This window comes from Spirillospora sp. NPDC000708 (assembly GCF_040299565.1).
Taxonomy (GTDB): domain Bacteria; phylum Actinomycetota; class Actinomycetes; order Streptosporangiales; family Streptosporangiaceae; genus Spirillospora.
In genome coordinates, this window is the sequence record NZ_JBEPCJ010000041.1 from 60,525 (window position 1) to 86,808 (window position 26,284).

24 protein-coding genes are annotated in these 26,284 nt (G+C 74.1%); 19 read left to right on the plus strand and 5 right to left on the minus strand.

What is annotated here, in order from left to right; genetic code table 11:
• The first annotated feature begins 109 nt into the window (after window positions 1-109).
• The gene (locus tag ABT299_RS27160; protein WP_500252428.1) at window positions 110-766 is read left to right on the plus strand and encodes an HAD family hydrolase; all 657 of its coding nucleotides are present in this window, start codon (window positions 110-112) and stop codon (window positions 764-766) included.
• A 32-nt stretch (window positions 767-798) separates the two neighbouring features.
• Here the strand turns inward: ABT299_RS27160 and dmpG are convergent, their stop codons facing one another.
• The 3 genes from dmpG to ABT299_RS27175 are packed head-to-tail and all read right to left on the minus strand — an operon-like array spanning window position 799 to window position 3,577.
• Window positions 799-1,833, minus strand: coding sequence for a 4-hydroxy-2-oxovalerate aldolase (gene dmpG, locus ABT299_RS27165; RefSeq protein ID WP_190866702.1), 1,035 nt, complete (start codon window positions 1,831-1,833; stop codon window positions 799-801).
• A complete protein-coding gene (locus ABT299_RS27170; protein WP_387032992.1) occupies window positions 1,830-2,726 on the minus strand; it encodes an acetaldehyde dehydrogenase (acetylating) in 897 nt (298 codons plus the stop codon). The genes dmpG and ABT299_RS27170 overlap by 4 nt, the downstream gene beginning before the upstream one ends.
• Entirely contained in the window at window positions 2,723-3,577 is an 855-nt protein-coding gene (locus ABT299_RS27175; RefSeq protein ID WP_387032989.1) for a 2-keto-4-pentenoate hydratase, read from the minus strand. The genes ABT299_RS27170 and ABT299_RS27175 overlap by 4 nt, the downstream gene beginning before the upstream one ends.
• Window positions 3,578-3,679: 102 nt before the next feature.
• Between ABT299_RS27175 and ABT299_RS27180 the strand changes: the two genes are divergently transcribed.
• Window positions 3,680-4,420 (plus strand): IclR family transcriptional regulator, encoded by a 741-nt coding sequence (locus ABT299_RS27180; protein ID WP_190866696.1) that lies wholly within the window; start codon window positions 3,680-3,682, stop codon window positions 4,418-4,420.
• A 3-nt stretch (window positions 4,421-4,423) separates the two neighbouring features.
• On the opposite strand, the gene ABT299_RS27185 is transcribed toward ABT299_RS27180, so the two are convergent.
• Window positions 4,424-7,288, minus strand: a complete 2,865-nt coding sequence (locus ABT299_RS27185; protein WP_500252429.1) for an FAD-binding and (Fe-S)-binding domain-containing protein — start codon at window positions 7,286-7,288, stop codon at window positions 4,424-4,426.
• A 188-nt stretch (window positions 7,289-7,476) separates the two neighbouring features.
• On the opposite strand from ABT299_RS27185, the gene ABT299_RS27190 reads away from it, so the two are divergent.
• The 17 genes from ABT299_RS27190 to ABT299_RS27270 all read left to right on the plus strand — a co-directional run bounded on the left by ABT299_RS27190 (window position 7,477) and on the right by ABT299_RS27270 (window position 24,812).
• Entirely contained in the window at window positions 7,477-7,875 is a 399-nt protein-coding gene (locus ABT299_RS27190; protein WP_387032982.1) for a rhodanese-like domain-containing protein, read from the plus strand.
• Window positions 7,876-7,947: 72 nt separating this feature from the next.
• The gene (locus tag ABT299_RS27195) at window positions 7,948-8,733 is read left to right on the plus strand and encodes a DeoR/GlpR family DNA-binding transcription regulator (protein WP_190866691.1); all 786 of its coding nucleotides are present in this window, start codon (window positions 7,948-7,950) and stop codon (window positions 8,731-8,733) included.
• A gap of 357 nt (window positions 8,734-9,090) precedes the next feature.
• Window positions 9,091-10,167: a substrate-binding domain-containing protein gene (locus ABT299_RS27200; RefSeq protein ID WP_206700296.1), complete on the plus strand. Its 1,077-nt coding sequence runs from the start codon at window positions 9,091-9,093 to the stop codon at window positions 10,165-10,167.
• Between the two features lie 61 nt (window positions 10,168-10,228).
• Window positions 10,229-11,167, plus strand: a complete 939-nt coding sequence (locus ABT299_RS27205) for an ATP-binding cassette domain-containing protein (RefSeq protein ID WP_190866687.1) — start codon at window positions 10,229-10,231, stop codon at window positions 11,165-11,167.
• On the plus strand, window positions 11,160-12,404 hold the full coding sequence (locus ABT299_RS27210; RefSeq protein WP_500252430.1) for a sugar ABC transporter permease: 1,245 nt from the start codon (window positions 11,160-11,162) through the stop codon (window positions 12,402-12,404). The genes ABT299_RS27205 and ABT299_RS27210 overlap by 8 nt, the downstream gene beginning before the upstream one ends.
• A gap of 31 nt (window positions 12,405-12,435) precedes the next feature.
• Window positions 12,436-13,947, plus strand: a complete 1,512-nt coding sequence (locus tag ABT299_RS27215; protein WP_500252431.1) for an FGGY family carbohydrate kinase — start codon at window positions 12,436-12,438, stop codon at window positions 13,945-13,947.
• Entirely contained in the window at window positions 13,944-15,419 is a 1,476-nt protein-coding gene (locus ABT299_RS27220; RefSeq protein ID WP_347257065.1) for an FGGY-family carbohydrate kinase, read from the plus strand. The genes ABT299_RS27215 and ABT299_RS27220 overlap by 4 nt, the downstream gene beginning before the upstream one ends.
• Window positions 15,416-16,048, plus strand: a complete 633-nt coding sequence (locus tag ABT299_RS27225) for a histidine phosphatase family protein (protein WP_500252432.1) — start codon at window positions 15,416-15,418, stop codon at window positions 16,046-16,048. The genes ABT299_RS27220 and ABT299_RS27225 overlap by 4 nt, the downstream gene beginning before the upstream one ends.
• Window positions 16,045-17,097 carry a 2-hydroxyacid dehydrogenase gene (locus ABT299_RS27230; RefSeq protein ID WP_190866680.1) on the plus strand — a complete coding sequence of 351 codons (1,053 nt, stop codon included), beginning with the start codon at window positions 16,045-16,047 and terminating at the stop codon, window positions 17,095-17,097. The genes ABT299_RS27225 and ABT299_RS27230 overlap by 4 nt, the downstream gene beginning before the upstream one ends.
• Before the next feature lie 51 nt (window positions 17,098-17,148).
• Window positions 17,149-17,961 carry a hypothetical protein gene (locus tag ABT299_RS27235; protein WP_387032970.1) on the plus strand — a complete coding sequence of 271 codons (813 nt, stop codon included), beginning with the start codon at window positions 17,149-17,151 and terminating at the stop codon, window positions 17,959-17,961.
• A gap of 375 nt (window positions 17,962-18,336) precedes the next feature.
• Window positions 18,337-19,050: a hypothetical protein gene (locus tag ABT299_RS27240; protein WP_500252433.1), complete on the plus strand. Its 714-nt coding sequence runs from the start codon at window positions 18,337-18,339 to the stop codon at window positions 19,048-19,050.
• Between the two features lie 365 nt (window positions 19,051-19,415).
• The gene (locus ABT299_RS27245; RefSeq protein WP_500252434.1) at window positions 19,416-20,351 is read left to right on the plus strand and encodes an NAD-dependent epimerase/dehydratase family protein; all 936 of its coding nucleotides are present in this window, start codon (window positions 19,416-19,418) and stop codon (window positions 20,349-20,351) included.
• Between the two features lie 8 nt (window positions 20,352-20,359).
• Window positions 20,360-21,232 carry an RNA polymerase sigma factor SigJ gene (sigJ, locus tag ABT299_RS27250; protein WP_387032964.1) on the plus strand — a complete coding sequence of 291 codons (873 nt, stop codon included), beginning with the start codon at window positions 20,360-20,362 and terminating at the stop codon, window positions 21,230-21,232.
• Window positions 21,233-21,328: 96 nt separating this feature from the next.
• Complete coding sequence (locus tag ABT299_RS27255; protein WP_500252435.1) at window positions 21,329-21,820, plus strand: metallophosphoesterase family protein; 492 nt, start codon at window positions 21,329-21,331, stop codon at window positions 21,818-21,820.
• A gap of 50 nt (window positions 21,821-21,870) precedes the next feature.
• Window positions 21,871-22,404: a DUF1877 family protein gene (locus ABT299_RS27260; protein WP_387032961.1), complete on the plus strand. Its 534-nt coding sequence runs from the start codon at window positions 21,871-21,873 to the stop codon at window positions 22,402-22,404.
• A gap of 42 nt (window positions 22,405-22,446) precedes the next feature.
• Window positions 22,447-23,307 (plus strand): crotonase/enoyl-CoA hydratase family protein, encoded by an 861-nt coding sequence (locus tag ABT299_RS27265; RefSeq protein ID WP_500252436.1) that lies wholly within the window; start codon window positions 22,447-22,449, stop codon window positions 23,305-23,307.
• Window positions 23,308-23,426: 119 nt separating this feature from the next.
• Window positions 23,427-24,812, plus strand: coding sequence for a nucleobase:cation symporter-2 family protein (locus ABT299_RS27270; RefSeq protein ID WP_500252437.1), 1,386 nt, complete (start codon window positions 23,427-23,429; stop codon window positions 24,810-24,812).
• A gap of 52 nt (window positions 24,813-24,864) precedes the next feature.
• On the opposite strand, the gene ABT299_RS27275 is transcribed toward ABT299_RS27270, so the two are convergent.
• Window positions 24,865-25,707 carry a patatin-like phospholipase family protein gene (locus ABT299_RS27275; RefSeq protein ID WP_190866660.1) on the minus strand — a complete coding sequence of 281 codons (843 nt, stop codon included), beginning with the start codon at window positions 25,705-25,707 and terminating at the stop codon, window positions 24,865-24,867.
• Between the last annotated feature and the right edge of the window lie 577 nt (window positions 25,708-26,284).

Here is a 26,284-nt window from a genome sequence, read left to right on the forward strand (position 1 = left end):
GGTCCGGCGTCCCGGACGCCCGCCGCCGAAGCCCCGACGCCGGCCGCACGCGCGCCCAACGGTGCGGCCGGCGCCGGTTCCCCCGGCGCCTGCCGGGTAGGGCCCCGGCATGATCGATGCTGTGCTCTTCGACGTCGACGGGACGCTGGTCGACACCAACTACCTGCACGCCACGACGTGGTGGCAGGCGTTCCTGCAGCACGGCCACACCGTCCCGATGGCGAGCGTCCACCGGGCGATCGGGATGGGCTCGGACAAGCTGCTCGACCACCTGCTGCCGAGCGACCGGGACCGCGACGCCGACGACGCGATCCGGACGGCGCACAGCGCGCTCTACGCGCAGTACTGGACGCGGCTCAAGCCGTTCGACGGCGCCGCCGACCTGCTGCGCGCCTGCCACCGCCGCGGCCGCCGCGTCGTGCTGGCGAGCTCCGCGGCCACCCCCGAGCTGAAGGCGCTGCGCGCGGCCCTGGACGCCGACGACGCGATCGACGAGGCCACCTCGTCATCGGAGGTCGGAGCCAGCAAACCGTCCCCCGACCTGGTCGAACTGGCACTGGAGCGCGCCGGGGTCCCCGCCGGGCGCGCCGTGTTCGTCGGCGACACCCGCTGGGACGTCGAGGCCGCCGCGCGCGCCGGGATGCCGTGCGCGTGCGTCCTCAGCGGCGGATGGAGCCGGGAGGAGCTGCAAGAGGCGGGCGCGGCGGCCGTCTACAACGACCCCCGCGCCCTCCTCGACGATCTGGACGGGAGCCCGCTCGCCTGAGCGGGCTCCCGGGCCTGAGGGACCGGGACCGGTCAGGACGCGCGGTCGCGCTCGGCGGCGAGCTGCAGCGCCACGTCGATGATCATGTCCTCCTGGCCGCCGACGTAGCCGGCCTCGCCGACCTTCTGCAGGATCTCGTGCGCCGGCACGCCGTAGCGCTCCGCCGCCCGCTCGGCGTGCAGCAGGAAGCTGGAGTACACGCCCGCGTAGCCCTGCGTGATCGCGCCGCGGTCCGCGAACGGCAGCCGGTGCAGGAACGGCTTCACCACGTCGTCGGCGGCGGCCATCGCGCCCTGCACGTCCACGCCCGTCGGGATGCCGAGCCGCTCGAACGTCGCGACCAGCACCTCGGTGGGGGAGTTGCCCGCGCCGGCGCCGAGCGCGCACAGCGCCCCGTCGATCTGCCGGGCGCCGTTCTGCTGCGCCAGCACCGAGTTGGCGACGCCGAGCGAGAGGTTCTGGTGGCCGTGGAAGCCGACCTGCGCCTCGTGCCCGATCTCCTTGACCAGCGCGCTGATCCGCTCCTGCGCCTCACCGAGCACCAGCGCGCCCGCCGAGTCGACGACGTACACGCACTGCGCGCCGCCGTCCACCATGATCCGCGCCTGCTTCGCCAGCTCCTCCGGGCCGACCCGGTGCGACAGCATCAGGAACCCGACGGTCTCCATGCCGAGCTCGCGGGCCGCGGCGAAGTGCTGCAGCGACACGTCCGCCTCGGTGCAGTGCGTCGCGACCCGGGCCACCGACGCGCCCGCGTCGTGCGCCATCTTCAGGTCCTTCACCGTGCCGAGGCCCGGCAGCAGCAGCACCGCGATCTTCGCCTGCGTCGCCTCGTCCACGGCCGCGGCGACGAGCTTGACGTCGTCCTCCAGCGAGAAGCCGTAGTTGAACGACGAGCCGCCGAGGCCGTCGCCGTGCGTCACCTCGATGACCTCGACGCCCGCGCTGTCCAGGGCGTGCACCACGCCGCGGACCTGCTCCTCGGTGAAGCGGTGCGCCATCGCGTGGCTGCCGTCCCGCAGCGTCGAGTCGGTGATGCGGATCTTCTCCGCCGTCTGCTCCGTCATGAGGTGACCTTCCTGCGCGCGAGCTGCTCGCCCACCCGGGCGGCGGCCGCGGTCATGATGTCGAGGTTGCCGGCCCACGGCGGGAGGTAGTCGCCGTTCCCGCGGACCTCCAAGAACACCGCGACGCGGGCCATCCCGTTCCAGATGTCGCGGGGCTCGTCGAACTGCGGCTCCGCGCGCAGCGTGTAGCCCGGCACGTACGTGGCGACCTCGGCGACCATCTTCTCGATCGACGCGGAGATCGCCTTGGTGTCGGCGTCCGACGGGATCGCGCAGAACACCGTGTCCCGCATGATCATCGGCGGGTCGACCGGGTTCAGGATGATGATCGCCTTGCCCCGGACCGCGCCGCCGACCTGCTCGATCGCGCGCGCCGTGGTCTCGGTGAACTCGTCGATGTTCGCGCGGGTGCCGGGGCCGGCGGACCGCGAGGAGATCGACGCGACGATCTCCGCGTACGGCACCGGGACGACCGACGACACCGCGTGCACGATCGGGATCGTCGCCTGCCCGCCGCAGGTGATCATGTTGAGGTTCGGCGCGTCCGACAGCGTGTCCAGGTTGACCGGCGGGCACACCAGCGGGCCCGCCGCGGCGGGCGTCAGGTCGATCGCGGTGATCCCGGCCTCTTCGTAGCGCGGGGCGTTGGCGAGGTGCGCCTTCGCCGACGTCGCCTCGAACACCAGGTCGGGCAGCGTCGGCTGGTCCAGCAGCCAGTCCACGCCCTCCGCCGACGCCGGCACGCCCATCTTGCGGGCGCGGGCCAGGCCGTCGGACTCGGGCACCACCCCGACCATCGAGTGGACGTCGATCAGCTCGCTGCGCGTCAGCTTGACCAGCAGGTCGGTGCCGATGTTGCCGGGCCCGACGATGGCGGCCGTCAGCTTGCTCATGTGAGCTCCTCCTTTCCGAACCGGGCGGTGACCGAACCGATCCCGGCGAACGTCGCCGTCAGCGTCTCTCCGGGCGCGACCGGGACGGCCGCGGTGATCGAGCCGGGCAGCACCACGTGCCCGGGCTCCAGCGCGACGCCGCGCTCGCCGAGCACGTTGGCCAGCCACACCAGCGCGTTGATCGGCGAGCCCAGCACCGCGCCGCCGGCGCCGGTGTCGATCAGCACGCCGTCGCGGTGCAGCAGGCAGCCCATCAGTGCGAGGTCGAGGTCGCCGAGGCGGACGGGCCGGGTGCCGAGCACCAGGCCGCCGCTGGAGGCGTTGTCGGCGATGGTGTCCGGCAGCGTGATCTTCCAGTCCGCGATCCGGGAGTCGATGACCTCCAGCGCGGGCAGCACGTACTCCACCGCGGCGACGGCGTCGGCGGCCGTCGCGCCCGGCCCGGACAGGGGCCGGCCCAGCACGAACGCGATCTCCGGCTCCACCCGCGGCTGCAGGAAGCGGCCCGCGTCGATCGGGGCGCTCTCCGGCAGGAACATCGAGTCGAGCAGGATGCCGAAGTCCGGCTGGTCCACGCCCATCTGGCGCTGCATCGCGGCCGACGTCAGGCCCACCTTGTGGCCCTTGATCCGGGCGCCCGCGGCGGTCCACGCGTCCGCCTGGGCGCGCTGGATCGCGTAGGCGTCGTCCACCGACATGTCGGGGTGCGACGCGGTGAGGGGCGGGATCGGGACGCCGGTGGCGTACGCGTCGAGCAGCGCGCCGGCGGCCTTCTCGACCCATTCCGGCGCAGCCGGGCCGGGGGGCGTGGGGGGTCGTCCCCCCTCGGGAGGAGCAGAGCCCGGGTCCATGGCCGTTCCTTTCGTCGTCTCTGCGACGAGCCTTCCGCGCCGGCGGCCCTCCGGGCAACGCGGTCGTCCCACGTGGTGGGACACGTCTTCTACAGTGGGGCCATGCCGTCCGATGACACGTTCCTGCGCCGCGCCGTCGCGGTGCTGACCGCCTTCCGGGCGGACGACGACGGCCTCGGCGCGGCGGAGCTGGCCCGCCGCAGCGGCCTGCCCCGTTCGACGGCGCACCGCATCGCGCTCGACCTGGTGGAGGCGGGCCTGCTGGAGCGGCAGGGGACGCGGGTGCGGCTCGGCCTCCGGCTGTTCGAGATCGGCCAGCGGGTGCCCCGGCAGCGCGTCCTGCGGGACGCCGCCGTCCCCTACATGTCCGACCTGCGGGAGGCGACGCGGCAGACCGTGCACCTCGCCGTCCTGGAGGGCGCCGAGGTGGTGTACGTGGAGATCCTCGGCGCCTCCGACGCCCCGAGGATGCCCTCGCAGGTCGGCGGCCGGCTGCCCGCGCACGCCACCGGCGTCGGCAAGGCGATCCTCGCGTTCTCACCGCCCGAGGTCGTCCAGGCGGTACTGGACGCCGGGCTGGTCAAGGTCGGTGAGCGCACCGTCGTCGCGCCCGGGCTGTTCACCAGGGAGCTGGCCAGGATCCGCGAGGAGGGCGTCGCCTACGACCGGGAGGAGTCCGGCAACGGCATCCTCTGCGCGGCCAGCCCCGTCCTCGGCGCGGACGGGGAGGCGATCGGCGCGCTGTCGGTCTCCGGGTGGTCCAACCGCATGCGGCTGGCCGCCGTCGCCCCGGCGGTCCACACCGCGGCCCTCACCCTGTCCCGCACCCTCGCCCGCCGCTGAACGTCACTCCGGGAGGTGGCGGGCCAGGAGCTGGGCCAGGTGCTCGCCCTCGCGTGAGGCGAGGTCGGCCAGCTGGGTGCGGCAGCTGAAGCCGTCGGCGAGCACGACGTCGTCCTCGGCGGCGCCGCGGACGGCCGGGAGCAGCTGGTGCTCGGCGATCGCGACGGAGACCTCGTGGTGGCCCTTCTCGACGCCGAAGTTGCCCGCGAGGCCGCAGCAGCCGCCGAGCCGGGCGACCTCGGCGCCCGCGTCCCTGAGCAGGGCGGCGTCCTTCGTCCAGCCCATGACGGCGTGGTGGTGGCAGTGCGGCTGCGCGACGCCGGTGACGCCGGACAGGTCGGGCGGCGTCCAGTCCGGGGTCTCGGCGAGCAGCTCGGCGAGGGTGCGGGTGGCGGCGGCGACCTCGCGGGCGGCGGCCGCGTCCACGCCCCGCAGGAGCTCCTCGGCGTCCGAGCGGAGCACACCGGTGCAGGACGGCTCCATGCCGACGACCTTCGCGCCGCGCCGCACCGGCGGGAGGAGGGCCCGGACGGTGCGGCGGAGCTGCGCGCGCGCTCCGTCGAGCTGCCCGGTGGAGATCCACGTGATGCCGCAGCAGACCGGGCGCGCGGTAACGGACACCTGGTAGCCGGCGTGTTCGAGGACCTTGACGGTGGCCTCGGCGACGTCCGGGGAGAAGGCGTCGGTGAAGGTGTCGACGAACAGGACCACCTCACCGTTGCGGCCCGCCGGGCTGCGGTGGGAGGCGAACCGGCGGCGGAACGGGACGGGCGCGAAGGCGGGCAGCGAGCGGCGGTGGTCGATGCCGGCGGCCCAGGCGATCAGCGGCCGCAGCGCGCGCGACCGCATCGCCGCGTTCAGCGCCGGCACGGCGGCGGGCGCCTTCGCGGCCAGGCGCGTCCAGCGTGGCAGCCGCCCGAGGGCGTAGTGGGCGCGCGGCCGGAGCCTGCGCCGGTAGCGCTGGTGGAGGGCCTCGGCCTTGTAGGACGCCATGTCGATGCCGGTGGGGCAGTCGGACGCGCAGCCCTTGCACGACAGACAGAGGTCCAGGACGTCGTGGACGGCCTGGGTCCTCCAGCCGTCGGGACCGAGGTGGCCGGAGACGACGTCCTGCAAGACGCGGGCCCGCGCGCGCGTGGTGTCCTTCTCCTCGCTGGTGGCGAGGTACGACGGGCACATCACGCCGCCGGTCCCGGTGTTGTCGGCGCGGCACTTGCCGACGCCGGTGCAGCGGTGCACGGCCCGCGCCAGGTCGCCCGCGTTGCCGCGGTAGGCGAGGCCGAGCGTCGGCAGCTCCGCGCGGGTGACCGGGGCGATGCCGGCCGTCCGCACGTCGGCGTCCACGGGGGCGGGACGGACGATGATCCCCGGGTTGAGCAGGTCGTCGGGGTCGAAGAGGTCCTTGACCTGAGCCATCAGGTCGAGGGCCTCAGGGGAGTACATGTGCGGCAGCAGTTCGCCGCGCGCGCGCCCGTCGCCGTGCTCGCCGGACATCGTGCCGCCGTGCCGCGCGGCGAGCGCCGCCGCCTCGTTGAGGAAGTCGCGGAACACGCGGGTGCCGCCGGGGCGGTCGAACGGGAAGTCGATCCGGACGTGCACGCAGCCGTCCCCGAAGTGCCCGTACGGGACGCCGAACAGGCCGTGCCCGTCGAGCAGCGCCTCGAACTCGCGCAGGTAGGAGCCGAGCCGCTCGGGCGGGACGGCCGCGTCCTCCCAGCCGGCGTGCGCCTGCCGGCCGTCCGGGGTGCGCGCCACCAGGCCCGAGCCGTCCTCGCGGATCCGCCAGAGCGCGTCGGCGAGCGCCGTGTCCTCGACCAGCGCCGAGCCGGCGCTTCCGGACTCGGCGACGACCCTGCGGGCGGTGTCGCGCAGCGGGCCGATCTCCGGGCCGGCCAGCTCCACCAGCAGCCAGCCCGAGCCCTCGGGCAGCGGCGGCACCGCGTCCGGGCCGCGCCGTCCGCGCACCACGTCGGTGATCCTGGAGTCCAGGCCCTCGCAGGCCACCGGGCCGTGCGGCAGGATCGCCGGGACGGCGTCGGCGGCCTCGGCCATCGACCCGTAGCCGAGCACGACCAGCAGCCGGCAGGCGGGCTCGCGGACCATCCGCAGCCGCGCCGCGAGCGTCACCGCGAGGGTCCCCTCGCTGCCGACCAGCGCCCGCGCGACGTCGAAGCCCCGCTCGGGCAGCAGGTGCTCCAGCGAGTAGCCCGACACCTGCCGGCCGAACCGCCCGAACTCGGTGCGGATCAGCGCGAGCCGCCCGTTCACGAGGTCGCGCAGCCGGTCCAGCAGCGGGCTCTGGGCGGTGCCCCCGCCGGGGGCGCCGGGGACGTCGCCGAGCCGCAGCCGCTCCCCGGTCCCGGCGACCACGTCCAGGCCGAGCACGTTGTCGGACGTGCGGCCGTAGCCGAGCGCCCGCGATCCGCAGGCGTTGTTGCCGATCATGCCGCCGAGGGTCGCCCGCGTCCGGGTGGACGGGTCGGGCCCGAACCGCAGCCCGTGCCCGCCCGCGATCCGGTGCAGCCGCGCCTGCACGATCCCGGGCTCGACCAGCGCCGTCCCGGCGTCCGGGTCGATCTCCAGCACCCGGTTCAGGTGCCGGCTCGCGTCCACGACCACGCCGGGTCCGACCGCGTTGCCCGCGATGGAGGTCCCCGCGCCCCGCATCGTCAGCGGCACCGCGAACTCCCGGCACACCGCCAGCACCGCGGGCAGCTCGCCGGTGTCCCGGGGCGTCACCACGACCACGGGCGGGACGCGGTACAGCGAGGCGTCCGAGGCGTACATGGACCGTGCCAGCGCCGAATCGTCCACCCCGCTGACCCCGGCGCGCCGCAGCGCCGCCACGAGATCGCCCTGATCGCCCACATCCGCCCCTTACGCTTTGGACCCGGGCCGCCGCGCCGAGGCGGCACCCCTGGCGACGACGGTAGTACCGCGCGGAGCGGGACGGGCAGACCGCCCCGGCCCGCGCGAGCGGGATCGGACCAGGGCGGGACGCGGCAGGCCTGTTTTCCGACTCGCTCAGTAGGGAATCTGCTGCCATGCTGGGGGACATGCCTCGCAGCATCGATGAGATCCTCGCCGCCGCCCGCGCCCGGCTCGACCGGCTCGACCCCGGCACGGCGCACGCCGAGTCCCGCGACGGAGCCCTGCTGGTGGACATCCGCCCCGCCGCGCAGCGCGCCGCCGAGGGCGAGATCCCCGGCGCACTGATCGTCGAGCGCAACGTCCTGGAGTGGCGGTTCGACCCGCGGTCGGACGCCCGCCTGCCGCAGGCCACCGGGCACGACGTGCGCGTCATCGTGTTCTGCTCCGAGGGCTACACCTCCAGCCTGGCCGCCGCGGCCCTGCACGACCTCGGCCTGACCCGCGCCACCGACGTCGTCGGCGGCTTCAAGGCATGGCGCGACGCCGGCCTGCCCGCCACCGCGGGGAGTGACAGCGCCGGTTGAGGTCTTAACATCGGTGATGTTAACTTCCCTTCGACCCGCCGCGCTCGCGGCGTCCGGACGGAGGAGCGGGGCATGAGCAACCGGCAGCGGCGGGGGCCCGCGCAACGCCAGGACGCGATCGCCGAGGCGGTCCTCGCCCAGGGCTCGGCGACGGCGGCCGAGCTGGTCGAGCGGTTCGGGGTCAGCCTGATGACCATCCACCGCGACCTCGACGAGCTGGAGCGGCAGGGCATCGTCCGCAAGTACCGGGGCGGGGTCACCGCGCAGCGCTCGGGCGTCTTCGAGAGCAGCGTCGCCTACCGGGGCAAGTCCATGCGCGAGGAGAAGGAGGCGATCGCCGCCGCGGCGGCGGAGCTGGTCGAGCCCGGCATGGCGATCATGCTGGACGACTCCACCACCGCCCTCGCGCTCGCCCGCCGGATCAAGGACGCCGGCCCGCTGACGATCGTCACCAACTTCCTCGACGGCCTGAACCTGCTGGCGCCCGTGCAGGGCGTCCGGCTCATCGCCCTCGGCGGCGACTACGACCCGCTGCACAACTCCTTCATGGGCGTCTCGTGCGTCGAGGCGATCGAGTCGCTGCAGGTCGACATGTGCTTCGTGTCGACGTCGGCGGTGTCCGCGGGCAACGCCTGCCACCAGGAGCAGCGGGTCGTGGTGGTGAAGCGCGCGATGCTGCGCAGCGCCGTCCGCAACGTCCTGCTGGTGGACCACACCAAGCTGGGGCGCACCGCGCTGCACCGGGTGGCGCCGCTGGGCGAGTTCGAGCGCGTGATCACCGACGACGGCGCGTCCGCCGCGGCGCTCCGCGAACTGGACCTGCACAAGGTCGCCTACGACGTCGCTCCCCGCGCCTGAGCGCGCCCGTTCCACGCGCCCGCGCACGTCCGTTCCACGCGTCCGAGCGCTCTTTCCGCGCGTCCGAGCGCTCGTTCCGCCCGCCCGTCATGTGATGGGCGATGTTAGAACCAACACCATGACGGCCCGTGCCGCCTAGAGGGCCTGCACGGTCGATATCGAGTTGTGACGTGGGCGTTCTGACGTCGCTTCGCCACCAGATCACGCCACCGATTGTTAGTTAACGTCCTGGTATTGACACTTCTAACGTTCCTGATGTTACGTTCTCCCCGCGACGGCCACCGGACCCGGCTCGGACGGCCGCCGCGCTGGATCGGCCGCCCTTCCCCCCACGGGCGCAGCACCGAGGAGACCCCAGTGACGAAGCTTTCCCTCCGGACGGCCGCCGCGGCCGGCGCGGCCCTGGCCGTGCTCGCCCCCGCCGCGGCGTGCTCGTCGAAGAGCGCCGGCTCGACCGGCGGCGACGCCAAGAACGCCAAGATCGCGTTCCTCATGCCGGACATCGCCTCGACCCGCTACGAGCTGTACGACGCGCCGCTGTTCAAGGCCAAGATGAAGCAGCTGTGCGGCGGCTGCTCGGTGCTGTACCAGAACGCGGGCGCGGACGCCTCGAAGCAGCAGCAGCAGGCGAGTTCGGTGCTGGCGCAGGGCGTGAAGGCCATCGTGATCGACCCCGTCGACTCGGCGGCGGCCGCGTCCATCGTCCGGATGGCGCAGTCCCGCAAGGTCGCCGTGATCGCCTACGACCGGCCCATCCCCGCCGCCAAGGCCGACTTCTACGTCTCCTTCGACAACGAGAAGATCGGCGCGATGATCGGCCAGTCGCTGGTCGACCACCTGAAGCAGGCCAAGGCCAAGGGCGGGATCCTCGAGGTCAACGGCTCGCCCACCGACGCCGCGGCGAACCTGATCAAGAAGGGCATCCACAGCGCGGTCGACCCGTCCGGCTTCAAGCTCCTCGCCGAGTACGACACCCCCGGCTGGGAGCCCGCCAAGGCGCAGGACTGGGTGAGCGGCCAGATCAGCAAGTTCGGCGGGCAGATCGCCGGCGTCGTCGCCGCCAACGACGGCACGGGCGGCGCGAGCGTCGCCGCGTTCAAGGCGGCCGGGAAGCCGGTCCCGCCGGTCACCGGCAACGACGCCGAGCTCGCCGCCGCGCAGCGGATCGTGAACGGCGACCAGTACAACACCATCTCCAAGCCGATCAAGATCGTCGCGGAGGCGGCGGCGCAGGCGGCGTACGAGCTGGTCAAGGGCGAGAAGCCGAAGCCGAACGCGACCCTGTTCAACACCCCGTCGGAGCTGTTCACGCCGACCGTGGTGACGAAGGACAACATCGCCACCGTGCTGCTCGGACCGGGCGGTGCGCTCAAGGCGTCGCAGGTCTGCACCGCCGACTACGCCGCGGGCTGCACCCAGCTCGGCATCAAGTAGCGGCCCGAGCACCGGTATCGAGCACCGGCTCGGCACAGGCAACGATCCACGAAGGTCGGTCATGTCACCCACGCCCACCCCCACGGCCCCCGCCCCGGCCGCCGCGAAGGACGGCGCGCTGCTGTCGCTGCGCGGCATCAGCAAGTCCTTCGGCGCGGTCGCCGCGCTCACCGGCGTCGACCTGGACGTCGCGGCGGGCGAGGTCGTCGCGCTCGTCGGCGACAACGGCGCCGGCAAGTCCACGCTGGTGAAGGTCCTGTCCGGGGTGCACCCGCCGGACGCGGGGACCATCACCTTCGAGTCCCGCGAGGTGTCGGTCCCGAGCCCCGCGGCGGCGCAGCAGCTCGGCATCGCGACCGTCTTCCAGGACCTCGCGCTCTGCGAGAACCTCAACGTCATCGAGAACCTGTTCCTCGGCCGGGAGCTGCGCGCGCTGCGGCTGGACGAGGTCGCGATGGAGGTCCGGTCCCGGGAGCTGCTGCGCCAGCTGTCGGCGAAGATCCCGTCGGTGGAGGCGCCGGTCGCGGCGCTGTCGGGCGGGCAGCGGCAGACGGTCGCGATCGCCCGCTCCCTGCTCGGCGACCCGAAGGTCATCATCCTGGACGAGCCGACCGCCGCGCTCGGCGTCGCGCAGACCGCCGAGGTGCTGAACCTGATCGAGCGGCTCCGCGAGCGGGGCCTCGGCGTCATCATGATCAGCCACAACATGGCGGACGTGAAGGCGGTCGCGGACCGGGTCGCGGTGCTGCGGCTCGGCCGCAACAACGGCGTGTTCGACGCGGAGGCGACGTCCGCCGAGGAGCTGGTCGCGGCGATCACCGGCGCGACCGACAACGTGGTCAGCCGCCGCTCCAAGCGCGCCCGCCCGTCCGCGGAGGACGCCGCCGCGGAGTCCGGCACCGCATCGGACACGGGCACCGGCGGCGCGGCCGCCGGCGAGGACGGCGAGGGCGAGCCCGTCGCGCGCATCGCGACGACGAAGGGGGACGGCGATGAGTGATCTCACCACGGCGCCGCCGGTGGAGCAGGCGCCGCCCGGCGAGCCGCAGGACCGCGGCCTGCGCGCCACCCTCACCGGGATGGCGGACCGGGTCCGCGGCGGCGACCTCGGCGTGTGGCCGGTGGTCGCGGGACTGGTGGTCATCTGGACCGTCATGCAGATCCTGAACCCGGTGTTCCTGTCCAGCGCGAACCTGGTGAACCTGGCGATGGAGTGCGTCCCGGTCGGGGTGATCGCGCTCGGCGTGGTGTTCATGCTGCTGGTCGGGCAGATCGACCTGTCGGTGGGCTCCATCAGCGGGCTCAGCGCGGCCATCACCGCGGTGCTGTTCGTCGACCACGGGATGCCCGCCGTGGTGGCGCTCGTCGCGGCGGCCGCCGCGGGCTGCCTGATCGGCTGGTTCTACGCGCAGGTGTTCAACCGGCTCGGCGTGCCGAGCTTCGTCATCACCCTCGCCGGACTGCTCGGCTTCCTCGGCCTGCAGCTGTGGATCCTCGGCCCGAAGGGCTCGATCAACCTGCCGTTCGACTCGTGGCTGGTGACGTTCGCGCAGCTCGACTTCGTCCCGGCGTGGCTGGCGTACGCGCTGGTCGCGGTGGGCGCCGGCGCGCTGTACTGGACGGGCCACGCGCGGGCGGCGGCGCGCCGCAGGGCCGGCCTGCCCGCCACCACCGAGCAGACGCTCGTGCTGCGCAGCGCCGTCCTGCTGGCGGGCCTCGCGGTCGCCGTCTGGTACCTGAGCCGGGACCGCGGCGTCGGCTGGATGTTCGTGCTGTTCCTCGGCCTCGTGCTGGCGACGCACTACGTCCTGTCCCGGACGAAGTACGGCAAGTCGGTGTACGCGGTCGGCGGCAACGTCGAGGCGGCCCGGCGCGCCGGCATCAACGTCAAGGCGGTCTACAGTTCGGCGTTCGTGGTGTGCACGACGCTCGCCGCCGTCGGCGGGATCCTCGCGGCGGCCCGGCTGGCGGCGTCGAACCAGAGCAGCGGCGGCGGCGACGTGAACCTCAACGCGATCGCGGCGGCCGTCATCGGCGGGACGAGCCTGTTCGGCGGGCGCGGCAACGCGTTCGCGGCGCTGCTCGGCATCGTCGTCATCCAGTCGATCTCCAGCGGGCTGACGCTGCTGAACCTCGACTCGTCCTACCGTTTCATGGTCACCGGCGCGGTGCTGCTGCTGGCCGTGGCGCTGGATTCGGTCGCCCGCCGGTCGCGGCGGACGCACGGCCGCGCCTGACACCCTGTTTCCGCACCTCACGGGAGAGCCGATGGCGGTCGTCTGCGTCGACGCGGGCACCACGATGATCAAGGCGGTCGGATACGCCGAGGACGGCACGGAGCTGGCCGTCGTCCGCCGGCCGACGACGGTGTCCCGGCCCGCGCCGGGCCGGGCCGAGCAGGACATGGCCGAGGTCTGGGACGCGGTGGCCGGCGCGGTGCGCGAGGCCGCCGCCCGGGTCGCGGCGGCGGGCGCGGGCGTCGACCTGCTCGCGCTCACCGCGCAGGGCGACGGCTGCTGGCTCGTCGACTCCGCCGGCGAGCCGACCGGCCCGGCGATCCTGTGGAACGACGGCCGCGCCGCCGCGGCCGTCGAGGGCTGGGCGCGCTCCGGCGTCATCGCCGAGGCGTTCCGCGCGAACGGGTCGCTGCCGTTCCCGGGGCTGCCCAACGCGATCCTCACCTGGCTGCGCGAGCACGACCCCGACCGGCTCGCCCGGTCCGCGGCGTCCCTGACCTGCGGCGGCTGGGTCTTCTCCCGGCTCACCGGCCGGATCGCGGTGGACTCCTCGGACGCGTCGGCGCCGTTCATGGACGTCCGCGAGCGCGGGTTCTCCCGCGACCTGCTCCGCCTCTACGGCATGGAGTGGGCGGCGGCGCTGCTGCCGGACCTGCTCGGCGACGGCGAGCGGGCCGCCCCGCTCACGCCCGACGCCGCCGGCGCGCTCGGCCTCACCGCCGGGATCCCGGTCGTCCTCGCCCCCTACGACATCGCGTCCACCGCGATCGGCGCGGGCGCGGTCGACGTCGGGCAGGCGTGCACGATCCTCGGCACGACGCTGTGCACGGAGATGGTCGTGGACGAGCCGCGCCTCGACGGCGAGCCGTCCGGCTTCACGGTCGCGATGGGCGTGCCGGACCGGTGGCTGCGGGCGTTCCCGACGCTCGCGGGCGGCCAGGTCGTCGACTGGGCCCGCCGGACGCTCGGCCTCGGCGACGACCCGTCCGCGCTGTCCGCGCTGGCGGCGCAGTCCCCGCCCGGCGCCGGCGGCCTGGTGTTCCTGCCGTACCTGTCGCCCGCCGGGGAGCGCGCGCCGTTCCTGGAGCCGCGGGCGCGCGGCGCCTTCCACGGCCTGACCGTCGAGCACGAGCGCGCCGACCTCGCCCGCGCCGTCCTGGAAGGGCTCAGCCTGGTGGTCCGGGACTGCCTGGAGGCGGCCGGGACCCGCCCGACCGAGCTGCGGGTCAGCGGCGGCGGCTCCGCGAGCGCGTTCTGGCTCGGCATGCTCGCCGACGTCACGGGCGTCCCGGTCGTCCGGTCGGCCGACGCCGAGTCGGGCGCGCGCGGCGCGTTCATCGTCGGGCTGCTCGCCACCGGCCGCGCCGAGGACGCCGGGGAAGCGGCCGCCAGATACGTCCGGCCGGGCGAGGTCTGCGACCCCGATCCCGCACGCGCCGCGCACTACGCGCAGGCGTACCAGGACTTCCTGGACATCCGGCGGGCGACCGCGCCCGCGTGGCCCACGCTCGCCGCGATGCGCGAGCGCGGGGGTGAGCGGTGAGCGCCGAACCCGTGTGGGTCGGGATCGACCTCGGCACGCAAAGCGTGCGGGCGCTGGCCGTCACGGCGTCCGGTGAGGTCGCGGGCAGCGGGACGGCGCCGCTGTCGGGCCGGCGCGACGGTCCGCGCCACGAGCAGGACCCGGAGCTGTGGTGGACGGCCGTCACCGCCGCCTGCCGCGAGGCGCTCCGCGACGTCCCGGCGGGCGCGGTGCAGGCCGTCGCGGTGGACGGCACGTCCGGCACCGTCCTGCTGACCGACCGCGGCGGGCGGCCCCTGACCCCGGCGCTGATGTACGACGACACCCGCGCCGCCGGCGCCGTCGAGAGGATCGACGAGGCCGGCGGCGAGGTGTGGCGCAGGCTCGGCTACCAGCGCATGCAGCCCGCCTGGGCGCTGCCGAAGCTGCTGTGGCTGCTGGAGAACACCCCCGGCCTGCCGGACGGCGCGCGCCTCGCGCACCAGGCCGACTTCGTGAACCGGCGGCTGACCGGCCGCCCCGTCGCCGCCGACCTCAGCAACGCCCTCAAGACCGGCGCCGACCTCGTCGCCGAGGCGTGGCCGCTGGACGTCCTGGACGCGCTCGGCGTCCCGGCGGAGCTGCTCCCTGAGCTGGAACGTTCCGGCACCCCGCTCGGCACCGTCGGCGCCGACGCCGCCGCGGCGACCGGCCTGCCCGAGGGCACGCCGGTGATCGCGGGCGCCACCGACGGGTGCGCCGCCCAGCTCGGCACCGGCCGCCTCACCGCCGGCTCGTGGAACTCCGTCCTCGGCACCACGCTGGTGCTCAAGGGCGTCACCGACGACCTCGTCCACGACCCGTTCGGCGTCGTGTACTCCCACAAGGCGCCGGACGGGCGGTGGCTGCCCGGCGGCGCGTCCAGCACCGGCGCGGGCGCCCTCACCCGCGACTACCCGGGCCGCGACCTCGCCGGCCTCGACCGCCGCGCCGCCGAGCGGGAACCCGCCGCCGCGCTCACCTACCCGCTCGTCGGCGCGGGGGAGCGGTTCCCGTTCGTCGCGCCGGACGCCCGCGGGTTCACGCTCGGCGCGACCGGCGACGAGGCCGACGCCTACGCCGCCGTCCTGCAGGGCGTCGCGTTCATCGAACGGCTCTGCTTCGACCACCTCGACCTGCTCGGCGCCCCCACCGGCGGCGACCTCACCCTCACCGGAGGCGCCGCGAAGTCGCGGTACTGGTGCCAGCTGCGCGCCGACGTCCTCGGACGGCCCGTCGTGCTGCCCCGACAGGCCGAGCCCGCGCTCGGCGCCGCCGTCCTCGCCGCGTCCGCCGGGCGGGACGTCGCCGAGGTCGCCTCCCGCATGGTCGCCGTCGCGGCCACCGTCGACCCGCGGCCGGGGAGCACCGGCCGGTTCGACGACGCCTACCTGCGCATGGTCGGCGAACTGGAGAAGCGCGGGTGGCTGCCCGCACCCACCGCCGACCACGCACGCGAGAGGACGGCCCGATGACGCGCCTCGTCCTCGTCCGCCACGGCGAGACCGAATGGCACGCCGAGAACCGCTACGCCGGCACCAGCGAGGTCGCGCTCACGCGGCGCGGCCTGGAGCAGGCCCGGCTGCTCGGCGCGTGGGCGGAGGCCGCCCGGCCCGACGCCGTCTGGTGCTCCGACCTCGGCCGCGCCCGGATCACCGCCGAGCCGTCCGCCAAGGCGATCGGCGCGGACCCCGTCGTCGACACGCGGCTCCGCGAGCTGCACTTCGGGCGCGGCGAGGGCCTCACCCGCAACGAGATGGAGCGCGCGTTCCCCGACGCGCTGCGCGCCTTCCGCGCCGACCCCGTCGCCGGCCACCTGCCGGGCGGCGAGGACCCGGCCGCCGCCGCGCGCCGCTTCACCGCGTGCCTGCACGACATCGCCGGACGGCACCCCGGCGGCCGCGTCCTGGTCGTCGCGCACTCCACCGCGCTGCGCCTCGCGCTGTGCCGGCTGCTGGGGCTGCCGCTCAAGGACTACCGGCGGCGGTTCCCGTCGCTGGGCAACTGCGCACTGACCGAGATACGGCTCCGGGACGGCGACGCCGCCCTCCTGGAGTTCAACACCGCGATCGAAGGATCGCTCGTTCCCTGGAGCCTGCAATGACGACCCGCGTCCTGGCGGCCGGTGACCTGTTCGTCCGCAACCGCCTGTTCATCGACGCGCTGCGCGCCGCCGCCCCCGGCGACCTGGAGTTCACCGAGCTCACGCTGCCGTGGCCGGTCGAGCCGTTCGGGCGGGTCGCCGAGGTGGACGAGGCGTCCGGCACCGAGGAGCGGCTCATCGAGGCGCTGCGCGGCGCGCGGATCTGCGTCACCCAGATGGCGCCGCTCACCCGCCGCGTCCTGGAGGCGTGCCCCGACCTGGAGCTGTTCGGGATCAGCCGCGGCGGGCCCGTCAACGCCAACCTGGAGGCGGCCACCGAGCACGGCGTCGCCGTCTGCTACGCCCCGGGGCGCAACGCCGGCGCCACCGCCGAGCACACCCTCGCGCTGATCCTCGCCGCCGTCCGGCGGATCCCGCAGACCCACGGCGACCTCGTCGCGGGCCAGTGGCGCGGCGACTACTACCGCTACGAGGCCGTCGGCTTCGAACTGCTCGGCAGCACCGTCGGGCTCGTCGGCTGCGGCGCGGTCGGGCGCCGCGTCGCCCGGATGCTGGCCGCGCTCGGCGCGAAGGTCCTCGTCCACGACCCGTACCTGGACGATCTCGGCGACCTCGCCGACGTCGCGGAACTCGTGCAGCTCGACGACCTGCTGGCGCGCGCGCAGATCGTCTCCCTGCACGCCCGCGCCACCCCGCAGACCACCGGGATGATCGGCGCCGCGCAGATCGCCGCGATGGCGCCCGGGTCGATCATCGTCAACTGCGCGCGCGGATCGCTGCTGGACTACGAGGCCGCCTGCGACGCGGTCGAGTCCGGGCACCTGTTCGCCGCCGCGTTCGACGTGTTCCCCGAGGAGCCCATCCCCGCCGGGTCGCGGCTGCTGACCACCCCGAACGTCATCGTCACCCCGCACCTGGCGGGCGCCAGCAAGCAGACCGCCGCGAACGCCGCCCGCATCATCGCCGAGGACGTCGGCCGCCACCTGCGCGGCGAGCCCCTCCTGCACTGCGCGAACCCCGGCGCCCTCACCGTGCCGCGACCGGCCTGACCCCGGCCGCCGCCCCGACTCCCCGCGCGACCCCCACCACGAGGAGGCACGATGCACCCGACCCGCCTACCCGCCGACACCCCGCTGACCCGCCGCACCGCCCTCGGCCTCGCGGGCGCCGCCGCGCTCGCCGGCGCCGCCGCGCTGGCGGGCACGGCCCGCCCCGCCGCCGCGGCCGAACGCTCCTACACCTTCGAGCTCGTCTTCAACGTCCCCGACACCGGCAACATGCAGGGCCTGGCCTACCACCGCGGCCGCTTCTTCGTCGGCTTCGACGTCGGCGGCGGCCGGGGCGTCATCCGCGAGTACCGCCCCGACGGCACCAAGGTCAAGGAGAGCGCGCCGCTCGACGTCGGGCACGCCGCCGAGATCAGCGTCCGCGGCGCCGACGGCCTGCTCTACGTCGCGACCGGCGGCGGCACCAACCCGACCAAGGTCAACGTCGTCGACTGGACGGGCGAGCCGCGCATCGTCCGCACCATCGATTTCGGCTCCCTCGGCAATTCCGGTCTCGTCGCCGTGGACGACCGGCGCGACGGGCTGCTCGTCCACGCCGGACCGGGCGACAACGGCCCGTTCGTCTTCGCCTTCACCGACCTCGACGGGAATGTCCGCTCGACGTTCCCGCTCGGTTACCAGGGCGTTCCGCAGGGTTTGGAAATGTCCGGTGACAAGGTCCTGTACTACACCAACAACACGATCACCGTGCTGGACCGCGCCGGCACGATCCTGGAAACGATCACCATCCCGCTGACGGGCGAGAGCGAGGGCCTCGCCGTCGCTCCCGCGGGCCGCGGATCGCGCGTCTTCGTGGGCTACAACAAGCCCAACCGCGTCTACGCGATGACGCCGGCGTTCCGCTGACGGGCCAGGCGCGCGGCCGGGTCCGTCCACTACCTCCCAAGCCCGGCCGCGCGCCTTCCCACCGGGATTTCGCACATCCGCCGAATTTCCCGCCATGCGATCGTTCCAATCCGATTTCGGTTATAAGATCCGGTGAGAACCGGCATTCGCCGAGCGCCGATTCGCGGCCGGATGAGTGATCTCCGGCGTCCGTTTATCGGAATCCTATGAATTGCGGGTCTCTTTCTCGATCGCTCTACCCTTTCCGGGATCACTCGGGTATGAACAAGGAGTGATCGGCGCGGTCACGGCGGGAAACCGCGGGCCGCGCGCAGGGGGCCGCGCGCGGGCGCCCCCGCGCGCGGACGCAGGAAACCCTCTCCGAGGAGGAACCCCGTGAACGCTCCCGCCCGACTCGCCCGGCTCGCCGCACCGGCGGCCGCCGCGTGCGCCGCGCTCGCGCTGGCCGCAGGCCCCGCGTCCGCCGCGACCACCACGATCCGCCAGGACACCGCCACCGGCGCGCCCTACGCCGGGAACTGGCAGATCTCCACCGTCGGCACGCTGAACTTCTCCACCGGCTTCCTGGGCACGAACGTCACCGGCACCTGCGACAGCGCGCAGATGCAGGGCACCACGACCTCCGCCGGCGCCGGCGAGCTGACCGCCGCCTCCATCGGCGCGTGCCACACGTCCAATGGGTTCAGCTCGCCCGCCACCGTCCTCGACCTGGGCGGCGTGTCCGACCGGTCCGGTCAGATCGGCTACGCCCCCGTGCAGGGCGGGCGCGACGGCGTCATCGCCATCGGCGGCGACCTGCGCATCACCCTGAAGGGCCAGGTGCTCGGCCTCACCGTCACGTGCATCTACGGCTTCCGCACCGGCGGCTCCGACGGGCTGACGTTCGACGTCTACAACCGCGACAACCCGAACCGGCCGCTGCCCGACGACGACCTCCAGGGCAAGTCCAGCGCCATCCAGCTCGTCCGCGAGTCCGGCAGCAGCGGGCTCTGCCCGTCCAGCGGCACCGGCAGCGGCGCCGCCATCGGCCGCGGCGAGAGCACCCCCGGCTCCGGCGTCTTCGACCGCAAGCTCTACCTGACCTCGTAGCCGGCAGGGGCGGCGGCCGGGCTCCGGGACGGTGCAAGGGAGTGGTCTTCCACCTCGGTGCCCGGCCGCCCCTTGACCCTCGCGGTGCTGGGTCGCCGTGTCGGAGCGGCCGGGGGCGTACGGCCGGATCCCGTGGACGATTCGCGAGGACTTCGAGCGTAACCCCGCAGGTCAGCAGGGGGTAATGACACCGCGCTTACAGTTGTTTCCCACCGGTGTCCAGATCCCGGAGTGGTTAAATCACCCGGATCCGGTCATGTGCCCTGAATCACATCCGGGACTGTCACGTCCGGCGGACCCGCCCCGTCCTGATGCCGTAAGCGACCTTCTCCCGGCCCATGCCGGGACGGACATCAGGAGTCGTCATGCGCGTTCTCGTCGCCGGATCCACCGGGGTCATCGGCCGCCGGCTGATGCCGCTGCTCGAGGCCGTCGGCCATGAGGCGATCGGCCTGTCGCGCTCCGGGGACGGCCCGGCCGGACGCACCCTCGCCGCCGACGCGCTCGACCGGGACGCGGTGTCCCGCGCCGTCCGCGAGGCCGCGCCCGACGCGGTCGTCAACCTGCTCACCGCCATCCCCGCCGCCCTCGACCCGAAGCACCTGGCCCGCGACTTCGCGGTCACCAACCGCCTGCGCACCGAGGGCACCCGCAACCTCTACGACGCCGCCCGCGCCGCCGGGACCGCCCGCGTCCTCGCCCAGGGCCTCGCCTACGCCTACCGGCCCGCCGCCGGGCTCGCCGACGAGGACGCGCCGCTGTGGACCGAGCGCGCCCCCAAGCAGTTCGCGCCCGTCCTGGCCGCCCTCATCGACCTCGAGACGATGACCGCCGAAGCCCGCGGCCTCGTCCTGCGCTTCGGGCACCTGTACGGCCCCGGGTCCGCCTACGCGCCCGACGGGTCGTTCACCGCCCAGGTCCGCGCCGGAAAGGTGCCGGTGGTCGGCGGCGGCCACGCCGTCCTGTCCTTCACCCACGCCGACGACGCCGCCACCGCGATCGTCGCCGCGCTCGACAAGGACGTCACCGGCGCCCTGAACATCGTCGACGACACGCCCGTCACGATGGCGGACTTCCTCACCCGCTACGCCCGGATGCTGGACGCGCCCGCGCCCAAACGCGCTCCCGCCGCGCTCGCCCGGCTCGCCGTCGGAGGCTGGGGCGTGGCGTTCATGAACGGGCTGCGCGGCGCCGACAACAGCCGCGCCCGGCTCCGCCTCGACTGGCGGCCCCGCCACCCGAGCTGGGTGCACGGCATGGAGGCCGGCGGGGCGGGCGCCGCCGGCCGCGACGCGGCATGATCGCCCGCATGGACGAGCGAGAAGGCGCCGCCGGCGCGTTCGAGGAGCACCGCCCGCTGCTGCTCGGGCTCGCCTACCGGCTGCTCGGCAGCATGTGGGACGCCGAGGACACCGTCCAGGAGGCGTACCTGCGGTGGACCCGGACCGACCCCGCCGAGGTCGGCAACGCCCGCGCCTACCTGGTGACGATCGTGTCGCGGCTCGCCCTCGACCAGCTCCGCTCCGCCCGTGTCACCCGCGAGGCGTATCCCGGCCCCTGGCTGCCCGAACCGGTGTCCGCCGCGGCGTTCGGGCCGCTGGAGACCGCCGAGATGACCGACACCCTCTCCTACGCGACTCTGCACATGATGGAGCGGCTGTCGCCGCCCGAACGCGCCGTGTTCGTGCTGCGCGAGGCGTTCGAACTGCCCTACGAGGAGATCGCCGGCATCGTCGGCGTCCCCGCCGCGACCTGCCGCCAGCACCACCGCCGCGCGGCGGCACGGCTCGCGGAGGGCCGCGACCGGTTCCGCCCGTCCACCGCCGACCACACCGAGCTCCTCGGCCGCTTCCTCGACGCCGCGCGCGGCGGCGACCTCGCCGCCCTCACCGAGCTGCTCGCCGAGGACGTCGTGGCCTGGAACGACGGCGGCGGCAGGGTCCGCGCCGCGCTCCGCCCCGTCGAGGGCCGCGCCGCCGTCGCCGCGTTCATCACGGGGCTCGGCTCCCGCTACGGCTTCGGCGAGGTCCGGATCGTCGAGGCCAACGGCGCGCCCGCGCTCTGGACGCACATCGACGGCCAGGAGCAGCTCACCGCGTTCGACGTCCGCGACGGCCGCGTGCGGGGGCTGTTCGCCGTCCTCAACCCCGACAAGCTCGGCCGCGTCCGCCCCGCCCCCTGATCCCGCCGCACCCGCCGGCGACCTGATCGCGCCGCCTGCCGCCGCCGGGCCGACCCCGGCGCGGCCCGCCGGCGCCCGCCGTCGGACAATGGAGGCGTGAGAGCGGTGGTGGTCTCCGACACCCACGCGCCCCGGCGCTGGAAGGGGTGCCCGCCGCGGGTCGCCGAGCACCTGCGGGGCGCCGACGCCATCCTGCACGCCGGGGACGTCTGCGTCGCGTCCGTCCTCGACGAGCTCGCCGAGTACGCGCCCGTCCACGCCGTCCTCGGCAACAACGACGGCCCGGACGTCGCCGCGTGGGGCGCCCCCGAACGGCTCGAACTCGACCTCGGCGGGCTCGCCGTCGCGATGGTCCACGACAGCGGCCCGGCCCGCGGCCGCACCGCCCGGATGCGGCGCTGGTTCCCCGCCGCCGACCTCGTCGTCTTCGGGCACTCCCACATCCCGCTGGACGAGACCGGCGACGGCGTCCGGATCTTCAACCCCGGCTCGCCGACGGACCGGCGCCGGCAGCCGCACGGCACCATCGGCCTCCTCGACATCGAGGACGGCCGGCTGGCCCGCGCGGAAATCGTTCCCGTGACCTGATCAACGGCGGGCACAATGTCCGGCATGGACGAGACCGGCCGGGGGCGGGCGTGGGCTTCTGGATGACGCTCGGCAGGCACGACTGGACCGAGGTCCACGCGCTCCTCGACCATCCGCACGGCCTGCGCGGCGGCCTGCGCCGGCTCTACGACGCGTGGGGCGAGTCGCTCCGCGAGCTGGAGTCGGCGCACACGACGCGCACCTGGGACGCGATCCACATCCTGCTGACGGGATGCGAGAACGACGACGACGCCAGAGGCGTCCCGCTCGGCCCGGCGCCCGCCCGCGACGTCGTCATGGGCGGCCTCGTCCTGACCGGCGGCACCTCCCGTCTCAACACGCCGATCCTGCTCAGGCCCGCGGAGGTGCGCGCCGTCGACGCCCACCTGCGCGGGATCGACCTCGACGCCCTCATCCGCGAGCGCTACCCCCTGCTGCTGGAGATCGGCCCGTACTCCTTCCACGACCACGACGGAAGCGACATGGTCACGAGGGGATGGCTCGCCAAGGACGTCGAGGTCCTCCGCGGCTTCTACGCCCGCGCCGCGGCCGCGGGCAACGCGGTCATCAAGGACATCTCCTGAGATGATCGGTCGAGTAAGACCGCACTTACGAAGGGGGCCGGCATGACCGACCGCGTGACCGTGCACGTCCACGAGGGAGTCGCCGACGTGCGGCTCAACCGCCCCGACAAGCTGAACGCCCTCGACCTCGCGACCTTCGAGGCGCTCGCGGAGACCGGCGACGCGCTCGCGGCCGACCCGTCCGTCCGCGCCGTCGTCCTGTCGGGGGAGGGCCGCGCGTTCTGCGCGGGGCTCGACTTCGCCAACTTCGCCGCGATGGCCGGGGACGCGCCGTCCGGCGGCGGCTCCGGCGGCTCCGGGTCCTCCGGCGGGCAGCGGTCCCAGCGGCCGCCGTCCGACATCACCGACCGCGAGCCCGGCCGCATCACCAACCTCGGCCAGCAGGCCGTGCACACCTGGCACGAACTGCCGCAGCCGGTCATCGCGGCCGTCCACGGGCACGCCCTCGGCGGCGGTCTGCAGATCGCGCTCGGCGCCGACATCCGGATCGTCGCCCCGGACGCGAAGCTGTCGGTGCTGGAGATCCGCTGGGGCCTGGTCCCCGACATGACCGGCACCGCCGCCCTCCTGCGCCTCGTGGGCGAGGACGTCGCCAAGGAGCTCACCTTCACCGGGCGCATGGTCGGCGGCGACGAGGCCGTCCGCCTCGGCCTCGCCACCCGCACCGCCGGCGACCCGCGCGCCGCCGCCACCGACCTCGCCCGCGAGATCGCCGGCCGCAGCCCCGACGCGATCCGCGCCGCCAAGCGCCTGCTCAACCGCGCCGCCGAGGGTGGCGACCTCGCCGGCCAGTACCTGGAGGAGTCCCGCGAGCTCGGCGCGCTGCGCGGCTCGCCCAACCAGGCCGAGGCCGTCCGCGCCTACTTCGAGAAGCGCGAGGCCGCCTTCACCGACCCCGCGTAGCCGCCGCGGCCCCGAGGGGTGGGGCCGGGCGACGGCGCGAGATCCGGAAACCGGTATCTTCTGCCGTCGTGATCAGGGCGTCCACCTGGTCGGACCCACCCCCGGAAGGCAAGGCAGGCATGCCCGAAGAAGGACCGCGCCGGCACCCCGTCGACGAGGTGCTCCCCGTCCCCAAGCTCGCCCTCTACGGTTTCCAGCACGTCCTGGCGTTCTACGCCGGCGCCGTGGTCGTCCCGATCCTGGTCGCCGGCGCCATCGGGCTGTCCCCCCAGCAGCTCGTCTACCTGATCAACGCAGACCTGTTCACCTGCGGGATCGCCACCATCATCCAGTCGCTCGGCGTCTGGAAGATCGGCATCCGGCTGCCCATCGTGCAGGGCGTCACGTTCACCGCCGTCGCGCCGATGATCGCCATCGGGCAGGGCGCCGAGAACGCCACCGCCGGGCTCCTCGCGATCTACGGCGCCACCATCACCGCCGGCCTGGTCACCCTGGTCGCCGCCCCGTTCCTCGGCCGCGTGCTGCGGTTCTTCCCGCCGCTCGTCACCGGCACCGTCCTGACGATCATGGGTCTGGTGCTGCTGCCGAACGCGCTCACCGACGCCGCCGGCGGCGCAGCCGCCAAGGCCGCCGGCAAGGACTTCGGCAGCTGGAAGCACCTCATGTACGCGGGCGGCACCCTGCTGTTCATCATCGTGCTCTACCGGCTCCGGCGGCCGTTCCTCAGCAGCATCGCCGTGCTCCTCGGCCTCGTCGGCGGGACGGTCGTCTCCTACGCCCTCGGCGACACCGCCTTCGACCAGGTCGGCGAGTCCGACTGGTTCGGCGTCACCACCCCGTTCCACTACGGCGCCCCGACCTTCCACATCGGCCCGATCATCGCGATGCTGCTGGTCATGATGGTCACCGTCGTGGAGACCGTCGGCGACTCCAAGGCCACCGGCGAGATCGTCGGCAAGGACGTCACCGACGCCGACATCACCCGCGCGCTGCGCGCCGACGGCCTGTCCACCTTCCTCGGCGGCTCCCTGAACGCCTTCCCCTACACGTGCTTCGCGCAGAACGTCGGGCTCGTCCGGCTCACCGGGGTGCGCAGCCGGTTCGTGGTCGTGGCGGCCGGCGCCGTCATGATCGTCCTCGGTCTGTTCCCGAAGGCCGCCGCCTACGTCGCGTCCATCCCGCCGGACGTCCTCGGCGGCGCCGCCGTCGCGATGTTCGGCATGGTCGCCGTCGTCGGCATCCAGACCCTCGGCAAGGTCGACCTCCGCCAGGAGCGCAACGCCCTCGTCGTCGCCGTCAGCATCGCGCTCGCGCTGCTGCCCACCGTCGTCCCGCAGTTCGGCGAGAACATGCCCAAGGACGTCGCGGCGATCCTCAACAGCGGCATCACCATCGGCAGCATCAGCGCGATCGTGCTGAACCTCGTGTTCAACGTCTTCACGCGCACGCCCCCGCAGGACGAGGAAGCCGCCGTCCCGCCCGCGGAACCGGCGACCACCTCCTGACCGTGCCGCGGTCCGCGGCGGCTCCCGCCGGCCGCCGCGGACCGTCGGCCGGTCAGTTCCAGAAGGCGGCGATCTCCGCCGCGGCCGCCCTGCCCTGCGCGAGCCCCGCGCCCGCGGCCGGAGTCCGCGTCGACGGGTCCAGCGGATCGGCGCCGAACGCCGCCGTCGACGCCTCGTCCGGACGGATCACCTTGACCTGACCGCCCGCGGCCTTCACCGCGCCGATCTCGTCGTCCAGGGTCGGGTCGTCCATCGGCGCGAGCAGCAGGACCCGCTCGTACCCGGCGGCCAGAGCGAGGTTGTTCGCCGAGTGCACCCCGCCGTCCACGTACCGGACGCCGCCGATCGTCACCGGCGGCCAGATCATCGGAACGGCGCAGCTCGCCGCGATCGCGTCCACCAGCCCGACGCCCGAGTCACGGTCCAGCACCCGCAGCTCGCCCGTCAGCGCGTTCACGGCCGTCACCAGCAACTTCCGCGCGGGCCACTCATGGGACGGCAGCCGCTCCTCGATCACCGCGCGCCTCTCGGCCTCCGTCACGGTCTCGGCCGCGAGCGCCCGCGCACCGAGCCCCCGCCGCACCGCCGCCGCATCGCCCTCGTTCTCGTACGCGAGCTGCATCCAGGTCTCCATGACCGTGCTCACCGACACCCCGGTCGGCACCAGCTCGCGGTTCTGCAACGCCGGGTCCGCCTGCCGCGCGTACAGCTCCTTCAACGGCCGCCCGCTCGCGACCTGCGCCGCCACCGCGGAGCCCGCCGACGTGCCGACCAGCAGGTCGGCTCCGGTCACGTCCGCGCCCTCCTCGGCGAGCCCGAACAGCAGCCCGTTCAGCCAGGCGATGCCCGCGACCCCGCCTCCGCCCAGCACCAGAGCGCGCTCATTGTCGGTCATATCCGTCCTCTCATTGGATGATCGCTAGAGCGTAGGGAGGGCGGCGGACATTCCGGCGACGGCCCCGTCCCGCTCGTCCGTGCGCATCGACCCTGCTCAGCGCGCCGCACCCGGGGGCCGGGCGTCCCCGCACCGGCGCTGGAGCGTGTCGATTTGACGAGGCTCCGCGGACCACGTAAGTTAACCCCTCGTCCCCCTCACGGATGCAGGACGCCCTCTTGGCGGCCGGCCGACGGGGAAACCACCACTCAGCAGCTGACGCGGCTTCGCCGTGTCAGCCGTGCGGTGATGGCATCGGTAAGGGCCGATTTTGCAAATCGCGCCGGATCTGATGAAATGGCAACACCGCCCGGAAGGGACGCGCAAGCGGACCGGAAAGGCAATCGGAAAGCCCGGAAATTGACACTCCGAGCGGATCTGATAAAGTAAGAGCAGTCGCCCCGGGGCGGGAAACGCGAAAGCGGATCTCACACGGTGGGTGCCCGTTTCTTGAGAACTCAACAGCGTGTTAAAAGCCAGTGCCTTTATCGACCTGGCCGGTTCGGCCGGGTCGCCCCGTGCCATCTCTTCGGGGGTG

Coding starts and splice junctions, on each gene's coding strand:
- ABT299_RS27160 (WP_500252428.1), top strand. CDS start 110: ATGATCGATGCTGTGCTCTTCGACGTCGACGGGACGCTGGTCGACACC.
- dmpG (WP_190866702.1), bottom strand. CDS start 1,833: ATGACGGAGCAGACGGCGGAGAAGATCCGCATCACCGACTCGACGCTG.
- ABT299_RS27170 (WP_387032992.1), bottom strand. CDS start 2,726: ATGAGCAAGCTGACGGCCGCCATCGTCGGGCCCGGCAACATCGGCACC.
- ABT299_RS27175 (WP_387032989.1), bottom strand. CDS start 3,577: ATGGACCCGGGCTCTGCTCCTCCCGAGGGGGGACGACCCCCCACGCCC.
- ABT299_RS27180 (WP_190866696.1), top strand. CDS start 3,680: ATGCCGTCCGATGACACGTTCCTGCGCCGCGCCGTCGCGGTGCTGACC.
- ABT299_RS27190 (WP_387032982.1), top strand. CDS start 7,477: ATGCCTCGCAGCATCGATGAGATCCTCGCCGCCGCCCGCGCCCGGCTC.
- ABT299_RS27195 (WP_190866691.1), top strand. CDS start 7,948: ATGAGCAACCGGCAGCGGCGGGGGCCCGCGCAACGCCAGGACGCGATC.
- ABT299_RS27205 (WP_190866687.1), top strand. CDS start 10,229: ATGTCACCCACGCCCACCCCCACGGCCCCCGCCCCGGCCGCCGCGAAG.
- ABT299_RS27210 (WP_500252430.1), top strand. CDS start 11,160: ATGAGTGATCTCACCACGGCGCCGCCGGTGGAGCAGGCGCCGCCCGGC.
- ABT299_RS27215 (WP_500252431.1), top strand. CDS start 12,436: ATGGCGGTCGTCTGCGTCGACGCGGGCACCACGATGATCAAGGCGGTC.
- ABT299_RS27225 (WP_500252432.1), top strand. CDS start 15,416: ATGACGCGCCTCGTCCTCGTCCGCCACGGCGAGACCGAATGGCACGCC.
- ABT299_RS27230 (WP_190866680.1), top strand. CDS start 16,045: ATGACGACCCGCGTCCTGGCGGCCGGTGACCTGTTCGTCCGCAACCGC.
- ABT299_RS27235 (WP_387032970.1), top strand. CDS start 17,149: ATGCACCCGACCCGCCTACCCGCCGACACCCCGCTGACCCGCCGCACC.
- ABT299_RS27245 (WP_500252434.1), top strand. CDS start 19,416: ATGCGCGTTCTCGTCGCCGGATCCACCGGGGTCATCGGCCGCCGGCTG.
- sigJ (WP_387032964.1), top strand. CDS start 20,360: ATGGACGAGCGAGAAGGCGCCGCCGGCGCGTTCGAGGAGCACCGCCCG.
- ABT299_RS27265 (WP_500252436.1), top strand. CDS start 22,447: ATGACCGACCGCGTGACCGTGCACGTCCACGAGGGAGTCGCCGACGTG.
- ABT299_RS27270 (WP_500252437.1), top strand. CDS start 23,427: ATGCCCGAAGAAGGACCGCGCCGGCACCCCGTCGACGAGGTGCTCCCC.
- ABT299_RS27275 (WP_190866660.1), bottom strand. CDS start 25,707: ATGACCGACAATGAGCGCGCTCTGGTGCTGGGCGGAGGCGGGGTCGCG.